We start from the raw sequence: 20,856 nt of genomic DNA, 5'->3' as shown, positions 1-20,856 counted from the left end.
TTGGATTTTCGGGGGGCGGATTTCAGCAATTCAGAGTCGCCACATCTCGCGTGCCATGGCGGCGTCCTCCACGAAGCCTTCACGCAGCGGCGGGTAGTAGGGCTGCTTCAGATCGGGTCGGGGCACGGCGGCCAGTGCCGCACGCACCGCGGCCAGGGCGCGCCGCCAGCGGCGGCCCTCCCGGGGTTGCAGGCCGGCCGGGATCGCCGGGGCGGTCACCGGTGGGGTGAATACGGCGTCTTTCGCCGTCCATCCGCGGGCGACACCAGTCATGGAATTCGCTATCGAGATAGCTGGGGAACGCTGTGCTCGTGTCATGGCTCGACGCTACGAAGAATGCAGGTCAGCCCACATCGCGCTGGTGTCCGATCTTGAACTACGACCGTAGTAGGAGATCTGCACCGACCACAGGACGATCAGGCCGCGAGTGATTACGCTCGTACCGTGGTCCAGAGTCCGACCCGCAGACGTGGTCCCCGACGTGATGTCGACACCCGAACACTGATCGTCGACACCGCAGAGCGAATGTTCGCCGAGACGTCGATCGGTGCGGTGGCGGCACGCGCGGTGGCCCGCGAGGCCGGCGTGGCCAGCCGCGCAGTGGCCTACCATTTCCCCGCCAAGCGGGACCTGGTGCTGGAGGTGGCCCGGCGGCGCGCCCCGATCGTGTTCGAGGCCGTTGTCCAGGAGCTCGTGCGAGTAGCCCAGTCGGGCAACGAGATCGGTGTCCGCGATGTCGTGGAGGCGCTGATCGCACCGTACGTCCGCCTGCTCGACGACGATCCGGTCGGTGGATTGCGCTGGCTCAAGGTGATGAATCAGCTGGCCCTGGACGAAGACCAGATCTGGCTCGACCAGTTGGCGGGTACACCGAGTCTGCCGGAGTTGTTCTTCGCTGCGGCGGGTCGTGCGGTGCCCGATATTCAGACCAGAGAAGGTCAGCAGCGCAGCACAATTGCCATCTTTTCGATGATCGGTGCGCTCGCCAGCTCCGACCTCGCGCTCTACGGACGCCCCCTCGGTCCCGCCGGCCTGGACCGCGGTTGGGTCGACCAGCTCGTCCGGTTCACGGGCGGCGGTTTGCGCGGCGCCGAGAGTCTGCCCGACTAGGATCGTTGCGTGCAGATCGACGGCCAGCAGCTCGCTGCCTTCGCCGCGGTGGTCGAGCTGGGGAGCTTCGACGCGGCCGCGCAGCGTCTGCATGTGACCCCGTCGGCGATCAGCCAGCGCATCAAGTCGCTGGAGCAACGCGTCGGTCAGGTGCTTGTGGTCCGCGAAAAGCCCTGCACAGCAACATCTGCCGGTGTTCCGCTGCTGAGGCTCGCGGCTCAGACGGCACTGTTGGAGTCCGAGACCCTGGCCGAGATGGGTGGCGGCTCGGCGCGCCGCACCAGGATCGCGCTGGCGGTCAACGCCGATTCGATGGCGACCTGGTTCACCGGTGTGTTCGCCCAGGCGGCCGAGTTCCTGTTCGACATCAGGATCGAGGACCAAGACCTCTCGGCGCGTCTGCTGCGTGAGGGCGTGGTGATGGGTGCGGTGACCACCGAGCGGAGCGCGGTCCCGGGCTGCCGGGTGCATCCGCTGGGAGCGATGCGCTACGTGCCGGTGGCGAGCGCGGACTACGTGCAGCGGTACCTGCCCGAGGGATTCACCCGCGACGCCGCGCAGGCGGCACCGTCGCTGTCCTGGAACCGTGACGATGCACTGCAGGATCAATTGGTGCGCAAGGAATTCCGCAAGGATATCCTTAGACCGGTGCATTACATCCCGACCGCCGAGGGGTTCGGTGCCGCGGTGCGGGCGGGGTTGGGCTGGGGGATGTACCCCGAGGAACTCGTCGACGACGACTTCGTCCGGATCACCGAGCAATATCTGGACGTGCCGTTGTACTGGCAGTGCTGGAAGCTCGACAGTCGCACCGTCGAGACCATCACGGCGGCTGTCCGCAACGCGGCGGGGACGCTGCGCGGGTCGACGCGGTTTTGAGGCGCCGCTAGTGCACCAGCGGCGCCAGGTGTTTCCGCGCGTATTCGCGAACCGCGTCGCCATCGTTGACGTCCAGCACCGCAGTGGGCATCTGGGCCAGCGAGCACGCCAGCCTGATGTGCAACTCGGCCACGGCCAGCAGGTCGGCGTCGGGCATGGTCGCGCCTGCGGCGCGCAGTGCCTTTGCCATCGCTGACGACGCATGGTGGAGAAAAGCCGGAGCCTGGTCGTAGGCACCGGCCACTGCGGTGAAATCGGTGTCCAGTCGCAGGAACCGGCGCATCACTGGTTCGGTGGTCAATAGCCGCACACCTTCACAGAACGCTGCCACCGCAGCCTCGCTGGGACCGGAATCGATTGCAACGGTGCGCAGCCGGTGCATCGCCGCGTCGAAGGTGCGCCTCCCGAGTTCGGTGATGAGCGCGTCGCGGGTGGGAAAACGACGGTAGAGCGTGCGCCGGCTGACGCCGGCTTGCTTGGCGACGACATCCAGACTGGCCCGGCCCAGCCCGACGAGCGCCACCTCCTCGGCGGTGGCCTTGAGGATGGCGTCTTCCTGTTCGGATTGGCTGGCGTTGCTGCGTGGCATCGCTACCAGTGTGTCAGCCCGCTGCCGGGCATCCCAGCGACGCGAATGAATCGAGCGCCACCGATCGGTGCAGGCGCACCAACTTCTCGTACTGCAGCCGGTTGTAGGCCAGGGGCACCAGGAGGAGCCGGTCCGGCAGCGTTCGCCAGGCCAGCTGAAGCAGCCGGGTGTATACGGCGAACTCCCGGTCGTGCCGGGCCTGCCAGCGGAATCCGGTCAGCTCGCGGACCCCTGGATGCATGATTCCGAACGAGCACACCTTGATCACCCGGCCCGCGACCGGCCGGACCGCCAACCATGACGGGGTGAGCGCCAAGCGGACCGGGCCGGGCAGGAGCAGCGTTGGCAACGGCAGCCGGGTCAGGCCGGTTGTCACCCTGGTCAGAAACTCGTTGCCCTGCAGTTGTTTTTCCACCACTTCGTCGTAGTACCGCGTCGCCTCGGAGTAGGTCCCCGGCAGCTTCGCGGATGCGCCCGGCAGCTCGATCGAGCGGAAGGCCTTGAGCAGCTGGGCATAGGCCGCCTCTTGTTCGGCGGTGTTCATCGTGATGCCGGTCGCCGGAGTGAACGAGCGCAGGACCACGAAGATCCCGCTGATGGCGATCCAGTTCCACAGCCGTGGGTTCAGGGCGCTGTAGCGGACCTCGGCGAAATCGTCTTTGCCGTGCCCGCGGACGTCGCGGTGCATGGTCTGTAGCCGGTGACCCTCGGCTTCCCGGTCCTCGGCGTCACCCCAGATCGCCAGGAATGCGGAGAACCCGCTGCGCACGCCGCGATCGAGGAAGTTGCGCTCGAACCGGCCGCTGCGGTCGACGGCGGCGGCTACCGGGACCAGGGCCACCTCATCGAAAGCCGCTGCGCCGAAGGCGCCTCCCAGGATGCTGCCCGAGTGCCTGCGGAAATCTGCCAGTACGTTCGGCCGCACTACGTCTTCGTCGGCCATGCTGCCAATCGACATGGCACAAAGTCTAGTTATCTGTGCCAATGTGTCAACGGTGGTTCGTCGAGGCTGCCGCCGCTGGTTGGTACGGTCACTCACATGGCCAACCGGACGCATCGATACGAGGTCGAGGTGACCTGGACCGGCAACACCGGTTCTGGGACCAGTGGCTACCGGGATTACGCCCGCGATCACGACGTGACCGGTGTCGATGCGTCCGGTAAGCCGACCATCCCGGGGAGTGCCGATCCGGCCTTCCGTGGAGACCCACAGCGCTGGAACCCTGAAGAGCTGCTCGTGGTCAGCCTGTCGCAGTGCCACATGCTCTGGTATCTCGCCCTGTGCGCCAAGGCGGCCATCGTCGTCACTGCCTACAGTGATCGACCGGAGGGCACGATGAGTGAGAACGCCGAGGGCAGTGGTGTTTTCACCGATGTGACACTACGGCCGCAGGTGACCATCACCGACCCGGAGCGGGCCGGTGATGCCACCGAACTACATCACGAAGCGCACCGGATGTGCTTCATCGCCAACTCGGTCAACTTTCCGGTGACTACTGAGCCCACCGTCACTGTGAGCTGATCCCGGCTCACCGATGGAGCCGGCGCAGCTGGGCTGAGGCCACCGACAGGACCGCCAGATCGGGCGCGTCGGAATCGAGGAACTCGTCCAGCGTGCGCTTGGCCCGGTCCAACCGCGGGCGGTTGTAGGCCTCGAAGTCGAGGATGCTGCTTGCGGCCTGGGCGCCCTCGATCCCGTGCTTGGTGACGTCGATCGTGAGATCACGCAACGAGCGGTACAGGTCCTCCCGAAGGGCAAGCCGGGCCTGCGCATGCCAGCGGCCACCTCGGGGAAGCGACGACACCGCCAGCAACAGCCGGTCCACTCCCAGTCGGTCCGACAGTTCGAAATAGATGCTGGCAAGTTGGGCCGAGTTCTCACCGTGAACGTGGGCGACCTCGATGATGTCCAGAAGGCTGAACGCATAGAGGGATTCGCTGATCCGGCGGGCGATGTCGGCCGGTACACCGCGGGCCACCAGGTCGTCGTGCGCCGCCAAGACGGTATCGCGCTCCTGGCCCCGCAGCATCGATCCGAGTTGTCCGCGCAGCATCGCCACCTGGTTGCTGAATCGGGTGATCTCGGCGTCGACGTCGAGCGGTTGCGGACGGTTGAGCACAAACCATCGGGCGGCCCGGTCGAGGAGGCGACGGCCTTCGATGATCATCGCATTCGTCAGTGCCGGCGAGAGATCGGCGGCATAGATGTCCGACCAGAGTGTGTCGAGGTCGAAAACCTCGGACGCCACCGCGTGAGCCCGCACGATATCGGCTGGGGCAGAGCCGGTTTCCTCGGAAAGCCGGAATGTGAAGGTCAGCCCCGAGGTGGCCAGCACGCGGTTGACGATCGAGGTGGTGATGATCTCCCGGCGCAGGGGATGCTCGGGAAGTGGCTCGCCGAGCTGACGGCGCAACGTCGGCGGGAAATACCGGTTGAGCAGTGCGACGAAGTATGGGTCGTCGAACATCGCGCCACTGAGCAGTTCGGCCTTGAGGTCGAGCTTCACGTGCGCCATCAATGTAGCCAACTGCGGAGCGGTCAGACCACAACCCTCCTTGGCCAGGTCAGCGAATTCCGCTGGGCTGGGCATGTTCTCGCGAGTCCGGTGCAACCCGCGCCGGGCCTCGAGATCTGCCGTCATGCGGGCGTGCACGTCGATCATCTGGGCTGCGTTGGAGCGGGCGTCGCTGAGCAGACGATTGTGCGCCTGGTTGTTGGCCAGCACGAGCTGCGCCACTTCGTCGGTCATGTCGACCAGCAGTCGGTTGCGCGCGTTGCCGGTGATCATTCCGGACCGCGCGGCGGCGTCCAGTAGGACCTTGATGTTGACCTCGTGGTCTGAGCAGTCCACTCCGGCCGCGTTGTCGATGGCGTCGGTGTTCACCAAGCCGCCCCGGCGGGCGTACTCGATGCGAGCGCGCTGGGAGAGCCCGAGGTTCCCGCCCTCGACGATCACCCGCGCGCGGACGTCACCGGCGTCCACCCGCACCGGATCGTTCACCTTGTCCGCGATGTCGGAGTGCTGTTCGTCGCCGGCCTTGATATAGGTGCCGATTCCGCCGTTGAACAACAGGTCCACCGGCGCCCGCAGGATATGGCTGATCAACTGGGTCGGAGTCAGGCGGTCCTCATCGTCAGCGATGCCGAGCGCTGCACGCATTTCCGGTGTGGTGGCAATGGTTTTGGCGGTCCGTGGCCATACTCCGCCGCCCGGACTGATCGCGGAACGGTCGTAGTCATCCCACGATGACTGAGGCAGTTCGAACAGTCGTTGCCGTTCCTTGCGGGCCGGCACGGTGTCGGGCTGCGGGTCGATGAAGATGTGGCGGTGGTCGAATGCGGCCACCAGCCGCAGCCCCGGACGCAGCAGCATCCCGTTGCCGAAAACGTCCCCGCTCATGTCGCCCACGCCGACGGCGGTGAACTCGTCGGAGGCGGAATCGATGCCGAGTTCGGCAAGGTGGGTGTCGCCACTGACCCAGGCGCCGCGGGCGGTGATCCCCATTGCCTTGTGGTCGTAGCCGGCCGATCCGCCGGATGCGAAGGCGTCGCCCATCCAGTAGCCGCGGTCCAGTGCCACCGCGTTGGCCGAGTCCGAGAACGTGGCGGTCCCCTTGTCGGCGGCCACCACCAGGTAGGGGTCGGGTCCGTCGTGGCAGACCACGCCGCCGAACCGGGGCCGGTCATCGGAGGCGGTCTTGTCGACCACGTCGAGCAATGCGGCGATGAACTGTCGGTAGCTTCGCAGGCCCTGCACGCGGGGGGATTCGCTCGCGGCGGGCCGGGCCTTGACGACGAACACGCCCTTGGCGCCGGCCGGAACGATCATCGCGTTCTTGACCGCCTGTGCCTTCACCAGTCCCAGGACCTCGGTGCGGTAGTCGTCGTGACGGTCTGACCAACGCAGGCCGCCGCGGGCGACCAGCCCGAAGCGGAGATGCAGACCTTCGAATTCTGGTGAGTACACGAAGATTTCGGAAAGCGGGCGGGGCTGTGGCAGCTCATCGATGGCCTGAGCGTCGAGCTTGTGGACCAGATAGGGCGCCCAGACGGTGAGGGCGTCGGGAGCGAACGCGTTGGTGCGCACGGTGGCGTTGATCAGGTTGTGGTACGCGCGCAGGATCCGGTCGGCGTCAATGTGCAGCACCTGATCGACCTCGGCGGCCACCCGCTGCTCGGCCTCGGCGACGCGGGCGATGCGGTGGGGGCTTTCGGCGGGTTGCTCGGTGCGGTCGAACCGGGCCTCGAACAGGTCGAGCAGTGCGCGTGTGGCATCCGGGTTGTCCAGCAGGACCCGCTGGATGCGTGTCTGGCCGTACGGCAGAGGCAACTGACGCAGGTACCGGCTGTAGCTGCGTAGCACGGTGACCTGTCGCCAGCTCAATGCGGCTCGCAGGAGCAGCGCGTTGAAACCGTCCGATTCGACCCGGCCGGCCCACATTGCCTGGAAAGTTTCGCGGATGCGGTCAATGGTGCCGTCCTGCTGCTCGGCCAGCGCGTCGACGACATCGGGGCCGGGCTGCAACAGCAGGTGATAGACATGGCAGATCCGCCCGTCCGGCCTGGTCCAGGTGCCGGCCTGCTCCTCGAGCACCTCCAGGTCCATGCTCTGCAGCGCGGGCAGCATCCGGCGCAACGGAACCGGCTCGAGGGCGGCGAGTGCGAAGGTCAGCCGACCGTCCTCGGTGCCGGCCCAGTCCAGGTTCACCGCGACCGCGTCCCCCGCCAGATCGTCGAGCGCCGTGATCTCCAACAATCGGCCGGGTACCACAACCCCGGCCTGCTGATCATGCACATCGGACGTAATAGCGTTGGCGCGCAACGGGTTCACGGTGTGGTCTCCTCAATCATCGTTGATCGATGCCGTCGGTTGCGTTCGACGGACGGCCTAATCTTGTGGTGTGGCGCACCATTGAGGAGGGTGCAAAGTGTCAGCGATCCGGTGGTGATCAATACAGTCTGTAAGCCGGAATCGGCGGCGGCCGACGGTTTCTGTACTGCGGAATGACTCGGGCCGGCCAGCGGTGATGCTGACCGGCCCGAGTGAAAAGAGATGCCCCGTGACTGCTGGTATGTGTAGCTCGTGCCTAGTCCTTCGGCACCACTCCACGCGGCAGGACCAGCGGGAGATCGTTGTAGGTGACGATGCCGGGTGCGGCGTCGACCACCGCCGGTATCGCGTTGATCGGGGGAATCGCGGTCATGATGTGTCCCAGCACCATGAACTCCTCGAGCGTGGTGGCCTCGAAGTCCGGTGGCGGCAGGAAGCCGACCTTCATCGTCACCGTCGGGCGACCGGCCACCTCGATCACCCAGCCGTCCTGATCGATCTGCCAATCCGGTTGCAGCGTCTGGCCTTTGCGCCAGCGCAGGGTGAGTTCGACGCGTGTGGTATCTCCGACGAGGCCCTTCCAGCTGACGAACACCCCAGCCACGCCGCCCGCCGGGATCGTCCACGAGCCGAGGTCGAGGTCCTCTGTGGTCTGGGCGTATTCGGCGTCGCAGCGGACCTCGTCGAACTCGATGCCGAGCGCGTCACCGATCATCCGCACCGCCTCGCCGAAGACCCCGGTGCCGTGAGCGGTCATGGCCTGCAGGTCGGGATGATCGATGGGCTGACCGAAACCGACCGGTTTCTCGGTTTCCGGCGAATCGTAGAACGTGGTGTCGGCGGCCTCGTTGACCGTGATCTTGTCCACGCGGTCGCAGATGCCGGCCGCCACGATCGCCAGCTGGTTGACGTAGCCCGGGCTGATGCCCGATCCGAACATGGTCGACCCGCCCTTGCGGCAGGCCTCAGCGATCCGGTCCCGGCCGTCGCCTTGATTGTGCCCGGTGATAAATGATGCGGTTGCGACGACATTGACTCCGGCGGAAAGGATTTCGACGAGTTCGTCAACGTCGATCCACATCGGGTTGTAGACCACGACGTCCGGTTTGAGAGCAAGCAGCGCCTGCACGTCGTTGGTGGCGGCGACCCCGAGGGGCTCGATTCCGACGAGCTCCCCGACATCCTTGCCGGCTTTGTCCGGTGACCACGCATAGCAGCCGACCAGTTCCAGGGTCGGGTTACGGGCGATGGCCGCCACCGAACTCTTTCCGACGTTTCCCGTCGTCCACTGGACAACCCGGTATGGAGAAGTTTGTGACATCGCAGCGGCTCCCTTGCTCGGTTCCGGGCAGTTTTCCACGACCGTGAGAAAAAAGGAAGAGTGGTCCGAAGACGGCGGTCGGAACAACTAGAATTTGTGTTGTGACCACCGGAAACGCGCCGCGCCGAGGGCGGGGCCGGCCACCGCGCATCGATCAGAAGCGGATCGTCGCCGCGGCGCGCGCCATTGCGCCGGGCGCGTTGACGATGCAGGCGGTGGCCGATGAGCTCGGGGTGGACCGCACCACGCTGCACTACTACGTCGGCGACCGTGACGGTCTGCTCGAGCTGGTGGTGGCCGATCTGTTCGAGACGGAGCTGCGCTCGATCAAGCTGCCCGAGGGGGCAAGCTGGCAGGAGATCCTGCGTGCCTATGGCAACGCCATCCGTAATGGTGTGCTCAAACTCGGTGTGACGGCGACGAGCTTCCGGCTGCGTGGGACGAGTGGGGCGGCCAGTCTCGCGCTGGCCGAGCAGGTGCTGCGGGCCCTGGCCGATGGTGGATTCGGTACCGACGACGCCGGGCGGGTGCTCACCCTGGTCTCCGGCCTCGCGATGTCGGCCGCGCACGACGTGCTGAGTTCGGCGGAGTCGCGGCTGCACCACCAGACACCTGAAGTGGTGCGCGCCCTGAAAGACCTTCCGTCCAGTGACTTCCCACTGCTCAGTGGTGTGGTCGCCGATCGTGACATCGGCGCGAGCGCCGCCCAGGACTTCGACTTCAACCTCGACATCGTGATCGCCGGGCTCGAGCGTTTCCTGGCCAGATAGGCACCGGGTCGTCGCCAGGGTCCGGCTCGAGTACAGTACTCAGCATCCTCTTAGGCGGAACTCGAGTTCCGTCTGGGTAAATTGGCGAATAGCACGTCGGGGAGGCGCAACGGTGTTCCGGTTGCTCAAAAAAGCGTGGATACCGCTGGTGCTGGTGGTGGTCGTCGCTCTGGGCGCGTACGCGATTCTTCGGATTCGTGACTCCAACCATCACGAACCGAGGGCCGCAGATGGCTCCGGTATCACCGCGAACTTCAATCCGAAGCACATCACCTACGAGGTCACCGGTTCCGGTGGAACCGCGAACCTCAACTACCTCGATGAGAACGGTCAGCCCCATCTCATCGAGAACACCCCATTACCTTGGTCGTTCACGATTGTGACGACGCTGCCCTCGATGTCGGCCAACATCATGGCCCAGGGAGATCGTGATGTCAGTGGTCTTCGGTGCCGGGTGACCGTCGACGGCGAGGTCCGCGACGACCGGGCGAGCAACGACACCGTCAAACCGTTCATCTACTGCTTGGTGAAATCCGTATGAGCAACTCGCACTCGAAGCCCCATCGGCCGTTCATCGGCCACATGGTCCGGATCTTCTCGCTGCCGATCGTCCTGTTCTGGGTGCTTGTGGTGGTCGCGCTGGGCACGCTGGTTCCATCGCTGGACAAGGTCGCGGAAGCCCGCCAGGTGCCGCTCAGCCCGACGAATTCCGCGTCGTATCAGGGGATGCTGAACATCGGCAAGGTGTTTCAGCAATACGACTCCGACTCCTCGGCAATGGTCGTGCTGGAGGGTGACGACAAGCTCGGCGACGAGGCGCACAAGTTCTACGACCAGATCGTCGACAAACTCGAGGCCGATCGCGAGCACGTGCAGAACGTCCAGGACTTCTGGAGCGATCCGCTGACGGCGGCTGGATCGCAGAGCGTCGACGGCAAGTCGGCCTATGTGCAGATCTTCCTCAACGGCTCCCAGGGCACCAGCGCCAGCCACGAGTCGGTGGCCGCGGTGCGCGACATCGTCGCCTCGGTGCCCTCACCTCCGGGTATCAAGGCGCACGTCGCCGGAAACACCGTGCTCAACGCCGACACCCAGGTTGCCGGGCATCAAAGCATGGCGACGATGGAGTTGGTCTCGGTCGCCGTCATCATCGTGATGCTGCTGTTCATCTACCGGTCCATCGTGACGATGCTGGTGTCGATGGTGATCATCGGCCTGGAACTCTTTGCCGCACAGGGTGTTACCGCAGCAGCGGGTTATGTGAACATCATCGGCCTGACCCCGTATGCGGTCAGCATGGTGACCATGCTGTCCCTGGCCGCGGGAACGGATTACGTGATCTTCCTGCTCGGCCGATATCACGAGGAGAGATCGAAGGGCCTGGAGAGAGAAGACGCGTTCTACGTCGCGTACCACGGTGTCTCCCACGTCATCCTGGGTTCGGGGTTGACCATCGCGGGTGCATGCATGTGCCTCACCATGACTACGCTGCCGTATTTCCAGACCATGGGTCTGCCGTGCGCGATCGCGATCCTGGTGATCATCGCGGCCGCCCTGACGCTGGCCCCGGCCGTGTTGACCGTCGCGTCGAAGTTCGGTCTGCTCGACCCCAAGCGGGAGCTCTCCACGAGGGGCTGGCGCAAGGTCGGTACGTCCGTCGTGCGCTGGCCCATCCCGATCATCTTCGTCACCAGCCTGATTGCCATCATCGGCTTCGTCAGCCTGCTGACGTACGTGCCGCAGTACAACGATCAGAAGTTCACCCCGGCCGACATGCCGGCCAACCTCGCCATGGGAGTCGCCGACCGGCACTTCTCGCAGGCCCGGATGAATCCCGAACTGTTGATGCTCGAAGCCGACCATGACCTCCGGAACCCGGCCGACATGCTGGTCATCGACCGGGTCGCCAAGGGCGTGGTGCACATGCGGGGTATCGAGCGGGTGCAAACCATCACCCGTCCGCTGGGCTCGCCCATCGAGCACAGCTCCATCCCGTTCCTGCTCGGCGCGCAGAATGCCGGGACGCTGCAGGGGGCCAAGTTCAACAACGACAACTCGGCGCAGATGCTTGAGCAGGCCGACGAGATGGGCCAGACCGTCGCCAGCATGGAACGCATGTACACCCTGATGTCCGAGCTGACCGCGACCACGCACAGCATGGTCGGGCGCACGCACGACATGGTGGAAGCCACCCAGGAGATGCGCGACAATCTGGCCAATTTCGACGATTTCTTCCGGCCGCTGCGCAACTACCTGTACTGGGAGCCGCACTGCTTCGACATCCCGATCTGCCAGTCGATGCGGTCCATCTTCGACACCCTGGACGGCATCGACAAGCTCACTGACGAAATGCAGGGTCTGACAATCGATATGGACCGCATGGATCAGCTGATGCCGCAGATGCTGCCGGTGCTGAGGTCCACCATCGACTCGATGTCGAGGATGCGCGACTTCATGATCGCCACCCATAGCACGATGGCCGGTACTCAGGCTCAGCAGCAGGAACTGGCCAAGGGCGCCACCGAGATCGGTCTGTACTTCGACCAGGCCAAGAACGACGACTTCTTCTACCTGCCACCGGATGTGTTCCAGAACCCCGACTTCGAGCGGGGATTGAAGATGTTCGTGTCGCCGGATGGTCACGCCGTCCGCTACATCATCACCCACCAGGGTGACCCGGCCTCGGTCGAGGGTATCGCCCACGTGCGCGACCTCAAAGACGTTGTGGCCGACGCGGTCAAGGGCACTCCGCTGGCCAATGCGAAGGTGTCGCTGGCCGGCACCGCATCGATGTACGCCGACATGCAGGACGGAGTCAAGACCGACCTGATGATCGCGATCATCGCGTCGATGATCCTGATCTTCGCGATCATGCTGATCATCACGCGAAGTGTGGTGGCCGCCTTGGTGATCGTCGGCACGGTGGCCGCATCTCTTGGCACCGCATGTGGTCTGTCGGTGCTGCTGTGGCAGGACATCCTGGGCCTGGGCGTGCAGTGGATCGTGATCCCGTTGTCGATGGTGATCCTGCTGGCGGTGGGTTCGGACTACAACCTGCTTGTGGTCTCCCGCCTCCGGGAGGAGATACACGCCGGGCTCAACACGGGCATCATCCGCGCCGTGGGGGCCACCGGACGCGTCGTCACCGCCGCCGGGCTCGTGTTCGCCTTCACCATGGCGTCGATGATCGTCAGCGACCTGCGGGTGATCGGCCAACTGGGTACGACGATCGGTATCGGTCTGGTCGTCGATACGTTGATCGTGCGCTCGTTCATGACCCCATCGATTGCCGCGGCGCTGGGCCGCTGGTTCTGGTGGCCGCTCAACACCTTTGAGATCACCCGGCAGGGCCGCCTCGATCGCGAACGGAAGCTGGGCGGCGACACCGGCAAGGACACTGACACAACGGCGCCCATCCAGACGACTTCGGTCTGACCGTGATGGCGGAGTGTGACGATCCACCCGACGCAGGATCCAAGCTGCGCCGGCGTACCGATGGTCGCCTGGACCGGACTCGGGACGCGGCCATCCTCAACGCGACGCTGGCTGCGCTGGCCGAGAACGGCTACGTCAACACCAACATGAACGACATCGCCGCGCGAGCAGGTGTGGGGAAGGCGGCGATCTACCGCCGCTGGTCATCGAAAGCGGCGCTGATCACCGATGCGCTGGTGTACTGGCGGCCTGACCTGCTCGATGATGACGCGCCCGACACCGGCAGCCTGGAAGGTGATTTCGACGAAATCGTGCGTCGTGCGGTGCGCAACGATGAAGAGCACTTCTCCTACGATCTGGTGCTGCGGGCCGCGGTCGAGGCCACCCATGATCCGCACTTGGCCTCGGCCCTCGACGATCTGATGCTGCTCAAGGGCAGGCGGGTGGTGAATGCCATTCTGCAGCAGGCTGCCGCACGCGGCGAGGTGGCACCTGACCGGGACTGGTCGCTGGTCGCCGACGTGATGACCGGGATGTCTCTGATGCGGGTGATCAGCGGGCAGAGCATCGACGCGAAGTTCATCCGGGATGTCATCGACACGTTGATCCTGCCCGCGGTGCGCGGCCAGTGACGACTGCGCTGAGGTACTAGGTCGTCGGGACGCCGTTCATCGGGTGTAGATTTGGTACCAGGCCGGATACATCAGTTGGTCAGCCGTGGCGTATGACAGCCACGACTTGCGATGTTGAACCGTCAGCCGGTGATTAACCATCGCTTGCTATCCAATACCAGTGCGGTAGTGCCGCACCTCTCAAGGACACTCTCATGGAATCGTCCGCACTGTTCTCACACCCTGAGCAGCAAGAACCGATGCCGGATGCCGAGGGCCCGATTGAACCGCCGTCGGAGTTGGTTTTCTCGGACCAGCCCTCGGATCGGCCTGTGCCTCGTGCCGATGCGCAGTCGTCGTGAACGGCCTCAACGGGACCCGGCGACTGGCGAGTCCCGTCCGGCTCACCCTCGCCAGGCAACTGGGCGCCGATATTGACGGAGCCTGGTGGCCGCACACCGGTTCGGTAGCGAACGAACTGCCAGAACTGGTCGGGGTCCTGCATCGCTCGCTCGGGGAAGTCGTTGATATTCGTGTCAATTGGTCAGCCGCTGAGGGGCAGCTCGACCTGGACTCGATCGTGACCGGCACTCGGGGACCGGCTGGGATGAAGGTCAGCCGGCCGCGCTTGATGATGGTCGCGGGACGCGACGCGTGCGTGAAACTCCTTGTCGTCCCGTGCAAGACGTCGGTCGCTCTCGGCGGGCTGGTGATGCGTTGTGCCGCGGCGATGCCCGTGGAAGAGGCGGCGCGGCTCACCCCCCTCTTCGACACGGCAGATCGTGTGCTGCAGGTCGCTCAGATCGAATCGGCGAGGTGGTTGGGCAATCTGCAGGACCCCGCGGAAAACGCCCAGGTGAAATGAAAATGGACCGGTACGGAATTCATCCGTACCGGTCCACCATCAGGTCTGGGGCGATTAGATCGCGGTGACTCCCACTGCCTGGGGGCCCTTGGCTCCCTGGGTGATCTCGAACTCCACACGCTGGTTCTCTTCGAGCGACCGGAAACCACCGCCGGTGATTTCGGAGTAGTGGACGAAAACGTCCGGTGCGCCGCCGTCAGGAGCGATGAAGCCGAAGCCCTTTTCGCCGTTGAACCATTTCACAGTTCCCTGTGCCATATTTTTGCTTCTCTCATTGTTCAAACTGGACGTACGAAACGCGTCCACTCCCAGTATGGCACGTCGAAACGTATTGACCTAAAAAGTATTTGCCCCGGCGAATTTTCAGCGATACGGCGCCCGATCACGGGTGGGTGGCCCGCTGCTGCGCTGCGCCACAACGAGTGTGGCCGAATCGTCTCTACTGCAGATACTTTCACTGCGCCGGTGTGCGCCGTTGTCGTCGAGGCCTCCCGGCAGTGAGTCACATGTGTCACTTTTGTCGCTCGCGGGCGGGGTATCACGCAGAAGCGTCGTGCTTCTCCTTCTTGCCGAACGGCAGCACGTGCATGATCCCCACGACCACGGTGCCGACCACCAGACCGATGACGGCCGACGCGGCGGTGTTCGTCAGCCAGGCCAGCAGGCCGCCGAACGTGCTGCCGGTCGCATGGCGCACGGCCTCCTCGGCGTGGTGGACCAGGCCGTAGAGCGTGTGCCAGCCAAGGGTGTCAGTGCCCACGAGCAGGATGTGCCCACCGACCCACAGCATCGCGACCGTGCCGATGGTGGACAGGGCGGACAGCAGCTTGGGCATCCCGGCGACCAGGCCGCGACCGATCTTCTGCGCCACCTGTGACGAGCGCTGCGCCAGCAGCAGACCGATGTCGTCCATCTTCACGATGCCGGCCACCACGCCGTAGACCGCGGCGGTGATCACGAGCGCGACGATCACCAGGATGATCAGTCGTGGCCAGAACGTCTGATCGGCCACTTCGTTCAGCGCGATCACCATGATCTCGGCCGACAGGATGAAGTCCGTTCGGATCGCGCCGGTGATCATGTACTTCTCGGCATCGCCGCCGACCGCCGTGGTCGGCTGGCCGTCGGCGTCGTGTCCGCCGTGGCCGATGAACCGTCCCCATACCTTCTCGGCGCCTTCGAAACAGAGGTACGTCGCGCCCAGCATCAGGATCGGCGTCAGCAAGAACGGCGCGAACTGACTGAGCAGCAACGCCGCGGGCAGGATGAACAGGATCTTGTTGCGGAGCGAGCCGATCGCGATGCGCTTGATGACCGGCAGCTCACGATCAGCGGTGATGCCGTGGACGTACTGCGGCGTCACCGCGGTGTCGTCGATCACCACACCGGCGGCCTTGGCGGTGGCCTTCCCGGTGGCCGCACCGATGTCGTCGATAGATGCCGCCGCCAGCCGCGCCAGGGCGGCAATGTCGTCGAGCAAACCGAACAGGCCGGCGCTCACGGATTCATCCCCATGACCGAGAAGGCTACCGGCCGCTACATGCCGATGAGTGACTCGATCCAGCCGCGGGCGAAGTAGAGGATGAACCCGGCTGCCACGATCCACAGCAGCGGGCTGACCTCACGGGCCTTGCCCGCGGCCGACCGCAATACCGCCCAGGCCACGAAGCCGACGCCGATGCCGTTGGCGATCGAATAACTGAACGCCATGGTGGCCACGGTGAGCACCACGGGCAGGGCCACCGAGAACTCGGAGAGATCGATGTGGCGTAGTTGCGACACCATCATGGCGCCGACGATCACCAGGGCCGCGGCGGCGACCTCGGTCGGCACGATCGAGGCCAGCGGGGCGACGAACATGGCTGCCAGGAACAGCGCACCGGTGATGAGGTTGGCGAACCCGGTGCGGGAGCCCTCCTCGATGCCGGCCCCGGATTCGATGAAGACGGTGTTCGACGACGCCGATGAGGTGCCGCCGACGACCGCACCGGCGCCTTCGACGATCAGTGCCGATTTCAGCCGCGGAAAGTTGCCCTGTGAGTCGGACAACCCGGCTTCTCGGGACAGCCCGGTCATGGTCCCCATGGCGTCGAAGAAGTTGGCGAACACCAAGGTGAACACCAGCATGATCGCGGCCAGCGCGCCGATCCGGCTGAAGGCGCCCAGGCTGACGTCGCCGACGAGGGACAGGTCCGGCAGTGCGAACGGTGAGCCGGACAGGGTCGGTACGGACAAGCCCCACCCGCCGTGCTTGTCCTGCGCCGATCCGAGGTGCCAGATCGCTTCGACGATGACGGCCACCACAGTGCCGGTGACAAGGCCGATCAGGATGCCGCCGCGGACTTTGCGGGCCACCAGGATGCCGGTGACCAGCAGGGTGAATACGAAGACCACCGTCGGCACGGTGTTGATCGAGCCGACGCCGCCCGTGCCCAGCCCAACCGGGGGAGAGGGCAGGCCGGTCGAGCCGACGAATCCGGCGTCGACCAATCCGATGAACAAGATGAACAAGCCGATGCCCGCGGTGATCGCGAGCTTCAGCTGCATGGGGACAGCGTCGAACACCAGGCGGCGGAACCCACTGGCCGCCAGCGCCACGATGATCAGGCCATCGATGACCACCAGGCCCATGGCCTCGGGCCAGGTGACCGTGCCCACCACCGTGGTGGCCAAGAACGAGTTGATGCCCAGCCCCGCGGCGAAAGCGAACGGCAGCCGCGCGATGATCCCGAACAGGATGGTCATCACGCCCGCCGCCAGACACGTGGTGGCCGAGACTTGGGCGAACTGCAGCTTGTTTCCCGCGACGTCGGCGGAGCCGGAGAGGACGACCGGGTTCAGCACGATGATGTAGGCCATCGCGATGAAGGTGACCACGCCTCCGCGGATCTCGGAGAGAACCGTTGAGCCACGGGTCGAGATCTCGAAGAAGCGATCGACTCGATTCATAAGCGATGAGCCTAAGGCGAGATCGGCCCGGTTTCCCGGCGTATCGCCGATGACCGGCGTAGCCCATGCCGCGAGGAGCCGGTTCGATCCCGTCGCGCGGCATGCCGGTCGCGCCCACCGCTGTCGGAGCCTTTTGCACTTCAGTCAATATCGAGGTGCGCAAACGCAACAGCCGCAAAGAGATTGGCGGCGAAAAATCGTTTGACCTCAACTTGGGTTGAGGTGCCATGCTGCGTGCATGACAGTTCGGCGTGAGCACGGGGGTGTGGAAAACCGCCCCGAACCTGGGGGTAATCCCCCTGGGGGTTGGTCGCGGCGCCGGATAGTTTCGAGTCGCGAAGTGTTTGAGGCCAGCGATATGAGCAGTGGCAGGAGCGGGGGCCATGCCGATGAGCACGGATACGCACATGAGTGTTGACGGTTGTCTTTCGGAACGATTCGAGCGCGATGCATTGCCGCTGGTGGACCAGCTCTTCGCGGCCGCGCGTCGCTACACGCGCAATGTGCCGGACGCCGAGGACCTCGTCCAGGAGACAATGGTCAAGGCGTACAGCAGTTTTCACACTTACCGTGACGGCACGAACATCCGTGCCTGGCTGTTCCGGATTCTGACGAACACGTGGATCAACTCGTACCGCACAGCGCAGCGGCGACCACAGGAGGTCTTCGCCGACGAACTCACGGATGGGCAACTCGCGGAGGTGGCGCAGCGGTTCCCGCTCGGCGTGGTCTCGGCCGAACTCGCGGCGCTGGAATCGATGGGCGATGACGACGTGCGTCAGGCCATGCGGGCGTTGCCGGAATCGCAGGGCATCGTCGTGTACTACGCCGACGTTGAAGGATTCCGCTACAAGGAGATTGCGGAGATCCTGCAGATTCCGGTGGGGACGGTGATGTCGCGACTGCACCGGGGGCGGCGAAATCTTCGTGCCCGGCTGGTTGACGCCGACGTGGCGGGCGGGTATGTCAGCAACCGACTGCCCTGCACCGCAGCCTGATTCGCGGACAGCGGGCCTTGGTGCAGTCAATTCACCGCGCGGCAGGTCTCGATGAACGCGGCGGCCGGCCGGGTGAGCTTGGCGCCCGCGAGTGTCACCGCATTGATCGCAAGGCCGGGATGGTCGCCTTTCAGCGGTCTCGTTGTGAAGCCGCGGCCCTCGTAACTCACGGAGATCTTGGTGCGTTGGCTGAGGATGGAGTAGCCGAGGCGTCGAGCGACGAGCGAGCGGACGAGCTCGAAGTTCGTCGCACGGTACCGGACCCGCGGTTGCAGACCCTCCGCCTTGAACAAGGACAAGAAGTAGTCTCCGCCCGGCGGCAGACTGAACAGGATCATCGGGTGATCGACCAACTGTTTCAGTGCCACCGAATCGTGTACGGCGAGCGGATGTTCTTCGTGTAGTAGGACATACGGCGGCGCCGCCACGATGACTTCGGTGTCCAGGTCGTCACGGTGGGCCGAAAGATCTGATCCGTAGTCGTAGAGCAGCGCCAGGTCGAGGGTGCCGTTACGCAGGTTGTCGATGAGCACGTCGTGCGGGCCCTCGGTGAACGTGAGGTCGACACCGGGGAAGCGCACGACGTACTCGCTGAGTACCGGCGGGAGCAGCATTGGCGACAAGGTGCTGTAGCAGCCCACCATCAATCGCCCGGTGAGTCCGTGCTGGCTCTCGCGCGCCGAGGTCTGAAGGTCGGCCAGATCCACCAGGAGCCGGCGGGCGTCGACGAGGACTTGTTCGCCGATTCTGGTGGGGCGCACTCCGCGCCGATGCCGGACCAGTACCTGCACTCCGAGGGCTCTTTCCAACTCGCCCAGTGCCATTGACAGCGCTGACTGTGACAGATGCAGGCGTTGGGCGGCAGCGGTGACCGAACCTTCCTCAACGGCCGCAATGAAGTATTCGAGCTGGCGAAGTGTGGCATCAGACATCAATAAAACCAATCGGTAACTTCAAATACTTCGACTGTACAGGGTAGGTGAGCGGCGTCATAGTCGACGGAACACATCATCCTGACGGCAGGAGTTCCTATGCAGCAGTCCGGTGGAGCGCCGGCACCATCCACGGAGCCGCTTCCAGTGTCCGACGCCGGTGCCTCCCCCGAGAACGGGCTGCGGCGCAGCCTGGACAACCGTCACATTGTGATGATCGCCCTCGGAGGCATCATCGGGGCGGGTCTATTCGTCGGCAGCGGTGCGGTGATCAATCGCACCGGACCCGCAGCTGTACTCAGCTACGCGTTGTCCGGCGTACTGATGATCTTCGTCATACGCGCCATCGGCGAAATGGCAGTGGCACGACCATCATCGGGATCGGTAGCGAACTTCGCCCGTGACGGCCTCGGCCACTGGGCGGGGTTCAGCGTGGGCTGGCTCTACTGGTACTTCTGGGTGGTCGTTGCCGCGATCGAGGCAGTCGCCGGCGCGGGAATCCTCGCCAATTATCTTCCGGGAGTTCCAGCCTGGTTGTTATGCCTCGGTCTGGTCCTGCTCCTGACAGCCGTCAATCTGTTGTCGGTCAAGGCTTATGGTGAGGCGGAGTTCTGGTTCGCATCGATCAAAGTCATCGCGATCATCTTTTTCATCTGCGTTACCGGCCTGTTCTTGCTCGGTCTCGTAGGCAAACCCGACAGCCCCGGCTTGACCAACTTGTTCTCGCACGGCGGCATGTTTCCGTACGGCATCGTGGCCGCGCTCGTGGGCAGTGTGACGGTGCTGTTCTCGATGGGCGGCGCAGAAATCGCGACGATCGCCGCGGCCGAGTCCAAGAAACCCGTCGAGTTCGCGGCCAGGGCGACCAAGCAGGTGATGGCGCGGGTGTTCGCCTTCTATGTTCTATCCATCTTGCTGATCGTTGCCGCGGTGCCCTGGGACACCGCGTTCACCGGCGAGACGATTCGGAGCCCATTCGCGGTGGTGTTGGGGCACATCGGGATTCCCGGTATGTCGGTGGTGATGGAAGCCATCGTGCTCACTGCGGTACTCAGCTCGCTGAACTCCTGCCTGTACATCACGTCGCGAATGCTGTTCGCGCTGGCCGAAAAGGGTGATGCGCCGAAGGCCCTGGTCAAGGTCAACCGACGTGGCGTCCCGGTGCGGGCGATCCTGGCCGGCACCTCGATGGGATACGCGGCCGTAGTGGCCAACTACTTCTTCCCCGAACAGGTCTTCATCTTCCTGATCAACTCATCGGGGGCCATTCAGCTCATCTACTACATCATCTTGGTCTCCGCCGAGATCCGGCTGCGCCGACGACTCGAAGCCACCGACCCGGAGGCTTTGCGCTTGAAAATGTGGTGCTTCCCGTACCTGTCGTGGTTCTCCATCGCGTGGATGGTTGTTGTGCTGACCATGATGTCCCTGATTGAAGAGACCCGCTCTCAGTTCCTCCTGAGCCTTGTCGCATTCGGCGTGATCCTGCTCGCCTATCGCCTCCGTGCCGCACGCGGCGCTCAACCTGCCCCCGACCCCACCACCGGCGCCTGAGCGGCGCGCGA

Annotated in this window: 19 protein-coding genes; 10 read left to right on the top strand and 9 right to left on the bottom strand. The window is 64.7% G+C overall.

Going from position 1 to position 20,856, the window contains the following annotated elements; all coding sequences use genetic code 11:
- Positions 1 to 30 precede the first annotated feature (30 nt).
- Positions 31 to 273 carry a hypothetical protein gene (locus EH231_RS28575; protein WP_090423965.1) on the bottom strand — a complete coding sequence of 81 codons (243 nt, stop codon included), beginning with the start codon at positions 271 to 273 and terminating at the stop codon, positions 31 to 33.
- Between the two features lie 171 nt (positions 274 to 444).
- Here EH231_RS28575 and EH231_RS28570 point away from each other — a divergent pair, with 171 nt between their 5' ends.
- Both EH231_RS28570 and EH231_RS28565 read left to right on the top strand, forming a co-directional pair.
- The gene (locus EH231_RS28570) at positions 445 to 1,110 is read left to right on the top strand and encodes a TetR/AcrR family transcriptional regulator (protein WP_124713797.1); all 666 of its coding nucleotides are present in this window, start codon (positions 445 to 447) and stop codon (positions 1,108 to 1,110) included.
- Positions 1,111 to 1,119: 9 nt separating this feature from the next.
- Entirely contained in the window at positions 1,120 to 1,989 is an 870-nt protein-coding gene (locus tag EH231_RS28565) for a LysR family transcriptional regulator ArgP (protein WP_090423967.1), read from the top strand.
- 7 nt (positions 1,990 to 1,996) lie between these two features.
- On the opposite strand, the gene EH231_RS28560 is transcribed toward EH231_RS28565, so the two are convergent.
- The gene (locus EH231_RS28560) at positions 1,997 to 2,578 is read right to left on the bottom strand and encodes a TetR/AcrR family transcriptional regulator (RefSeq protein ID WP_124713796.1); all 582 of its coding nucleotides are present in this window, start codon (positions 2,576 to 2,578) and stop codon (positions 1,997 to 1,999) included.
- Positions 2,579 to 2,591: 13 nt separating this feature from the next.
- On the bottom strand, positions 2,592 to 3,536 hold the full coding sequence (locus tag EH231_RS28555) for an oxygenase MpaB family protein (protein WP_124713795.1): 945 nt from the start codon (positions 3,534 to 3,536) through the stop codon (positions 2,592 to 2,594).
- Positions 3,537 to 3,617: 81 nt separating this feature from the next.
- Between EH231_RS28555 and EH231_RS28550 the strand changes: the two genes are divergently transcribed.
- Entirely contained in the window at positions 3,618 to 4,100 is a 483-nt protein-coding gene (locus EH231_RS28550; protein ID WP_124713794.1) for an OsmC family protein, read from the top strand.
- A 7-nt stretch (positions 4,101 to 4,107) separates the two neighbouring features.
- Here EH231_RS28550 and EH231_RS28545 read toward each other — a convergent pair whose 3' ends face one another.
- Both EH231_RS28545 and EH231_RS28540 read right to left on the bottom strand, forming a co-directional pair.
- Positions 4,108 to 7,350 carry an NAD-glutamate dehydrogenase domain-containing protein gene (locus EH231_RS28545; RefSeq protein ID WP_478354272.1) on the bottom strand — a complete coding sequence of 1,081 codons (3,243 nt, stop codon included), beginning with the start codon at positions 7,348 to 7,350 and terminating at the stop codon, positions 4,108 to 4,110.
- 316 nt (positions 7,351 to 7,666) lie between these two features.
- Entirely contained in the window at positions 7,667 to 8,731 is a 1,065-nt protein-coding gene (locus tag EH231_RS28540; RefSeq protein WP_124713793.1) for an NAD(P)H-dependent amine dehydrogenase family protein, read from the bottom strand.
- Between the two features lie 101 nt (positions 8,732 to 8,832).
- Here EH231_RS28540 and EH231_RS28535 point away from each other — a divergent pair, with 101 nt between their 5' ends.
- The 5 genes from EH231_RS28535 to EH231_RS28515 all read left to right on the top strand — a co-directional run bounded on the left by EH231_RS28535 (position 8,833) and on the right by EH231_RS28515 (position 14,412).
- Entirely contained in the window at positions 8,833 to 9,501 is a 669-nt protein-coding gene (locus EH231_RS28535) for a TetR/AcrR family transcriptional regulator C-terminal domain-containing protein (RefSeq protein ID WP_124713792.1), read from the top strand.
- Positions 9,502 to 9,613: 112 nt separating this feature from the next.
- A complete protein-coding gene (locus EH231_RS28530; protein WP_090423971.1) occupies positions 9,614 to 10,042 on the top strand; it encodes an MmpS family transport accessory protein in 429 nt (142 codons plus the stop codon).
- The gene (locus EH231_RS28525) at positions 10,039 to 12,936 is read left to right on the top strand and encodes an MMPL/RND family transporter (RefSeq protein WP_124713791.1); all 2,898 of its coding nucleotides are present in this window, start codon (positions 10,039 to 10,041) and stop codon (positions 12,934 to 12,936) included. The genes EH231_RS28530 and EH231_RS28525 overlap by 4 nt, the downstream gene beginning before the upstream one ends.
- A 5-nt stretch (positions 12,937 to 12,941) precedes the next feature.
- Positions 12,942 to 13,568: a TetR/AcrR family transcriptional regulator gene (locus EH231_RS28520; RefSeq protein ID WP_090424784.1), complete on the top strand. Its 627-nt coding sequence runs from the start codon at positions 12,942 to 12,944 to the stop codon at positions 13,566 to 13,568.
- Positions 13,569 to 13,905: 337 nt separating this feature from the next.
- The gene (locus EH231_RS28515; RefSeq protein WP_124713790.1) at positions 13,906 to 14,412 is read left to right on the top strand and encodes a DUF5994 family protein; all 507 of its coding nucleotides are present in this window, start codon (positions 13,906 to 13,908) and stop codon (positions 14,410 to 14,412) included.
- 54 nt (positions 14,413 to 14,466) lie between these two features.
- Here EH231_RS28515 and EH231_RS28510 read toward each other — a convergent pair whose 3' ends face one another.
- From EH231_RS28510 to EH231_RS28500, 3 genes are all read right to left on the bottom strand, one after another.
- Positions 14,467 to 14,670 carry a cold-shock protein gene (locus EH231_RS28510; protein WP_044515104.1) on the bottom strand — a complete coding sequence of 68 codons (204 nt, stop codon included), beginning with the start codon at positions 14,668 to 14,670 and terminating at the stop codon, positions 14,467 to 14,469.
- Between the two features lie 280 nt (positions 14,671 to 14,950).
- Complete coding sequence (locus tag EH231_RS28505) at positions 14,951 to 15,913, bottom strand: DUF808 domain-containing protein (RefSeq protein ID WP_090423974.1); 963 nt, start codon at positions 15,911 to 15,913, stop codon at positions 14,951 to 14,953.
- Between the two features lie 35 nt (positions 15,914 to 15,948).
- Positions 15,949 to 17,361: an NCS2 family permease gene (locus EH231_RS28500; RefSeq protein WP_124713789.1), complete on the bottom strand. Its 1,413-nt coding sequence runs from the start codon at positions 17,359 to 17,361 to the stop codon at positions 15,949 to 15,951.
- Between the two features lie 407 nt (positions 17,362 to 17,768).
- Here EH231_RS28500 and EH231_RS28495 point away from each other — a divergent pair, with 407 nt between their 5' ends.
- Entirely contained in the window at positions 17,769 to 18,359 is a 591-nt protein-coding gene (locus tag EH231_RS28495; protein WP_124713788.1) for a sigma-70 family RNA polymerase sigma factor, read from the top strand.
- Positions 18,360 to 18,385: 26 nt separating this feature from the next.
- Here EH231_RS28495 and EH231_RS28490 read toward each other — a convergent pair whose 3' ends face one another.
- A complete protein-coding gene (locus tag EH231_RS28490) occupies positions 18,386 to 19,291 on the bottom strand; it encodes a LysR family transcriptional regulator (protein ID WP_090423977.1) in 906 nt (301 codons plus the stop codon).
- A gap of 147 nt (positions 19,292 to 19,438) precedes the next feature.
- Here EH231_RS28490 and EH231_RS28485 point away from each other — a divergent pair, with 147 nt between their 5' ends.
- Entirely contained in the window at positions 19,439 to 20,845 is a 1,407-nt protein-coding gene (locus EH231_RS28485) for an amino acid permease (RefSeq protein ID WP_234927379.1), read from the top strand.
- Positions 20,846 to 20,856: the final 11 nt, after the last annotated feature.

The sequence above is a fragment of the Mycolicibacterium nivoides genome (assembly GCF_003855255.1).
In the GTDB taxonomy this organism is placed as follows: domain Bacteria; phylum Actinomycetota; class Actinomycetes; order Mycobacteriales; family Mycobacteriaceae; genus Mycobacterium; species Mycobacterium nivoides.
This window is presented reverse-complemented; position numbering and strand designations above follow the sequence as displayed.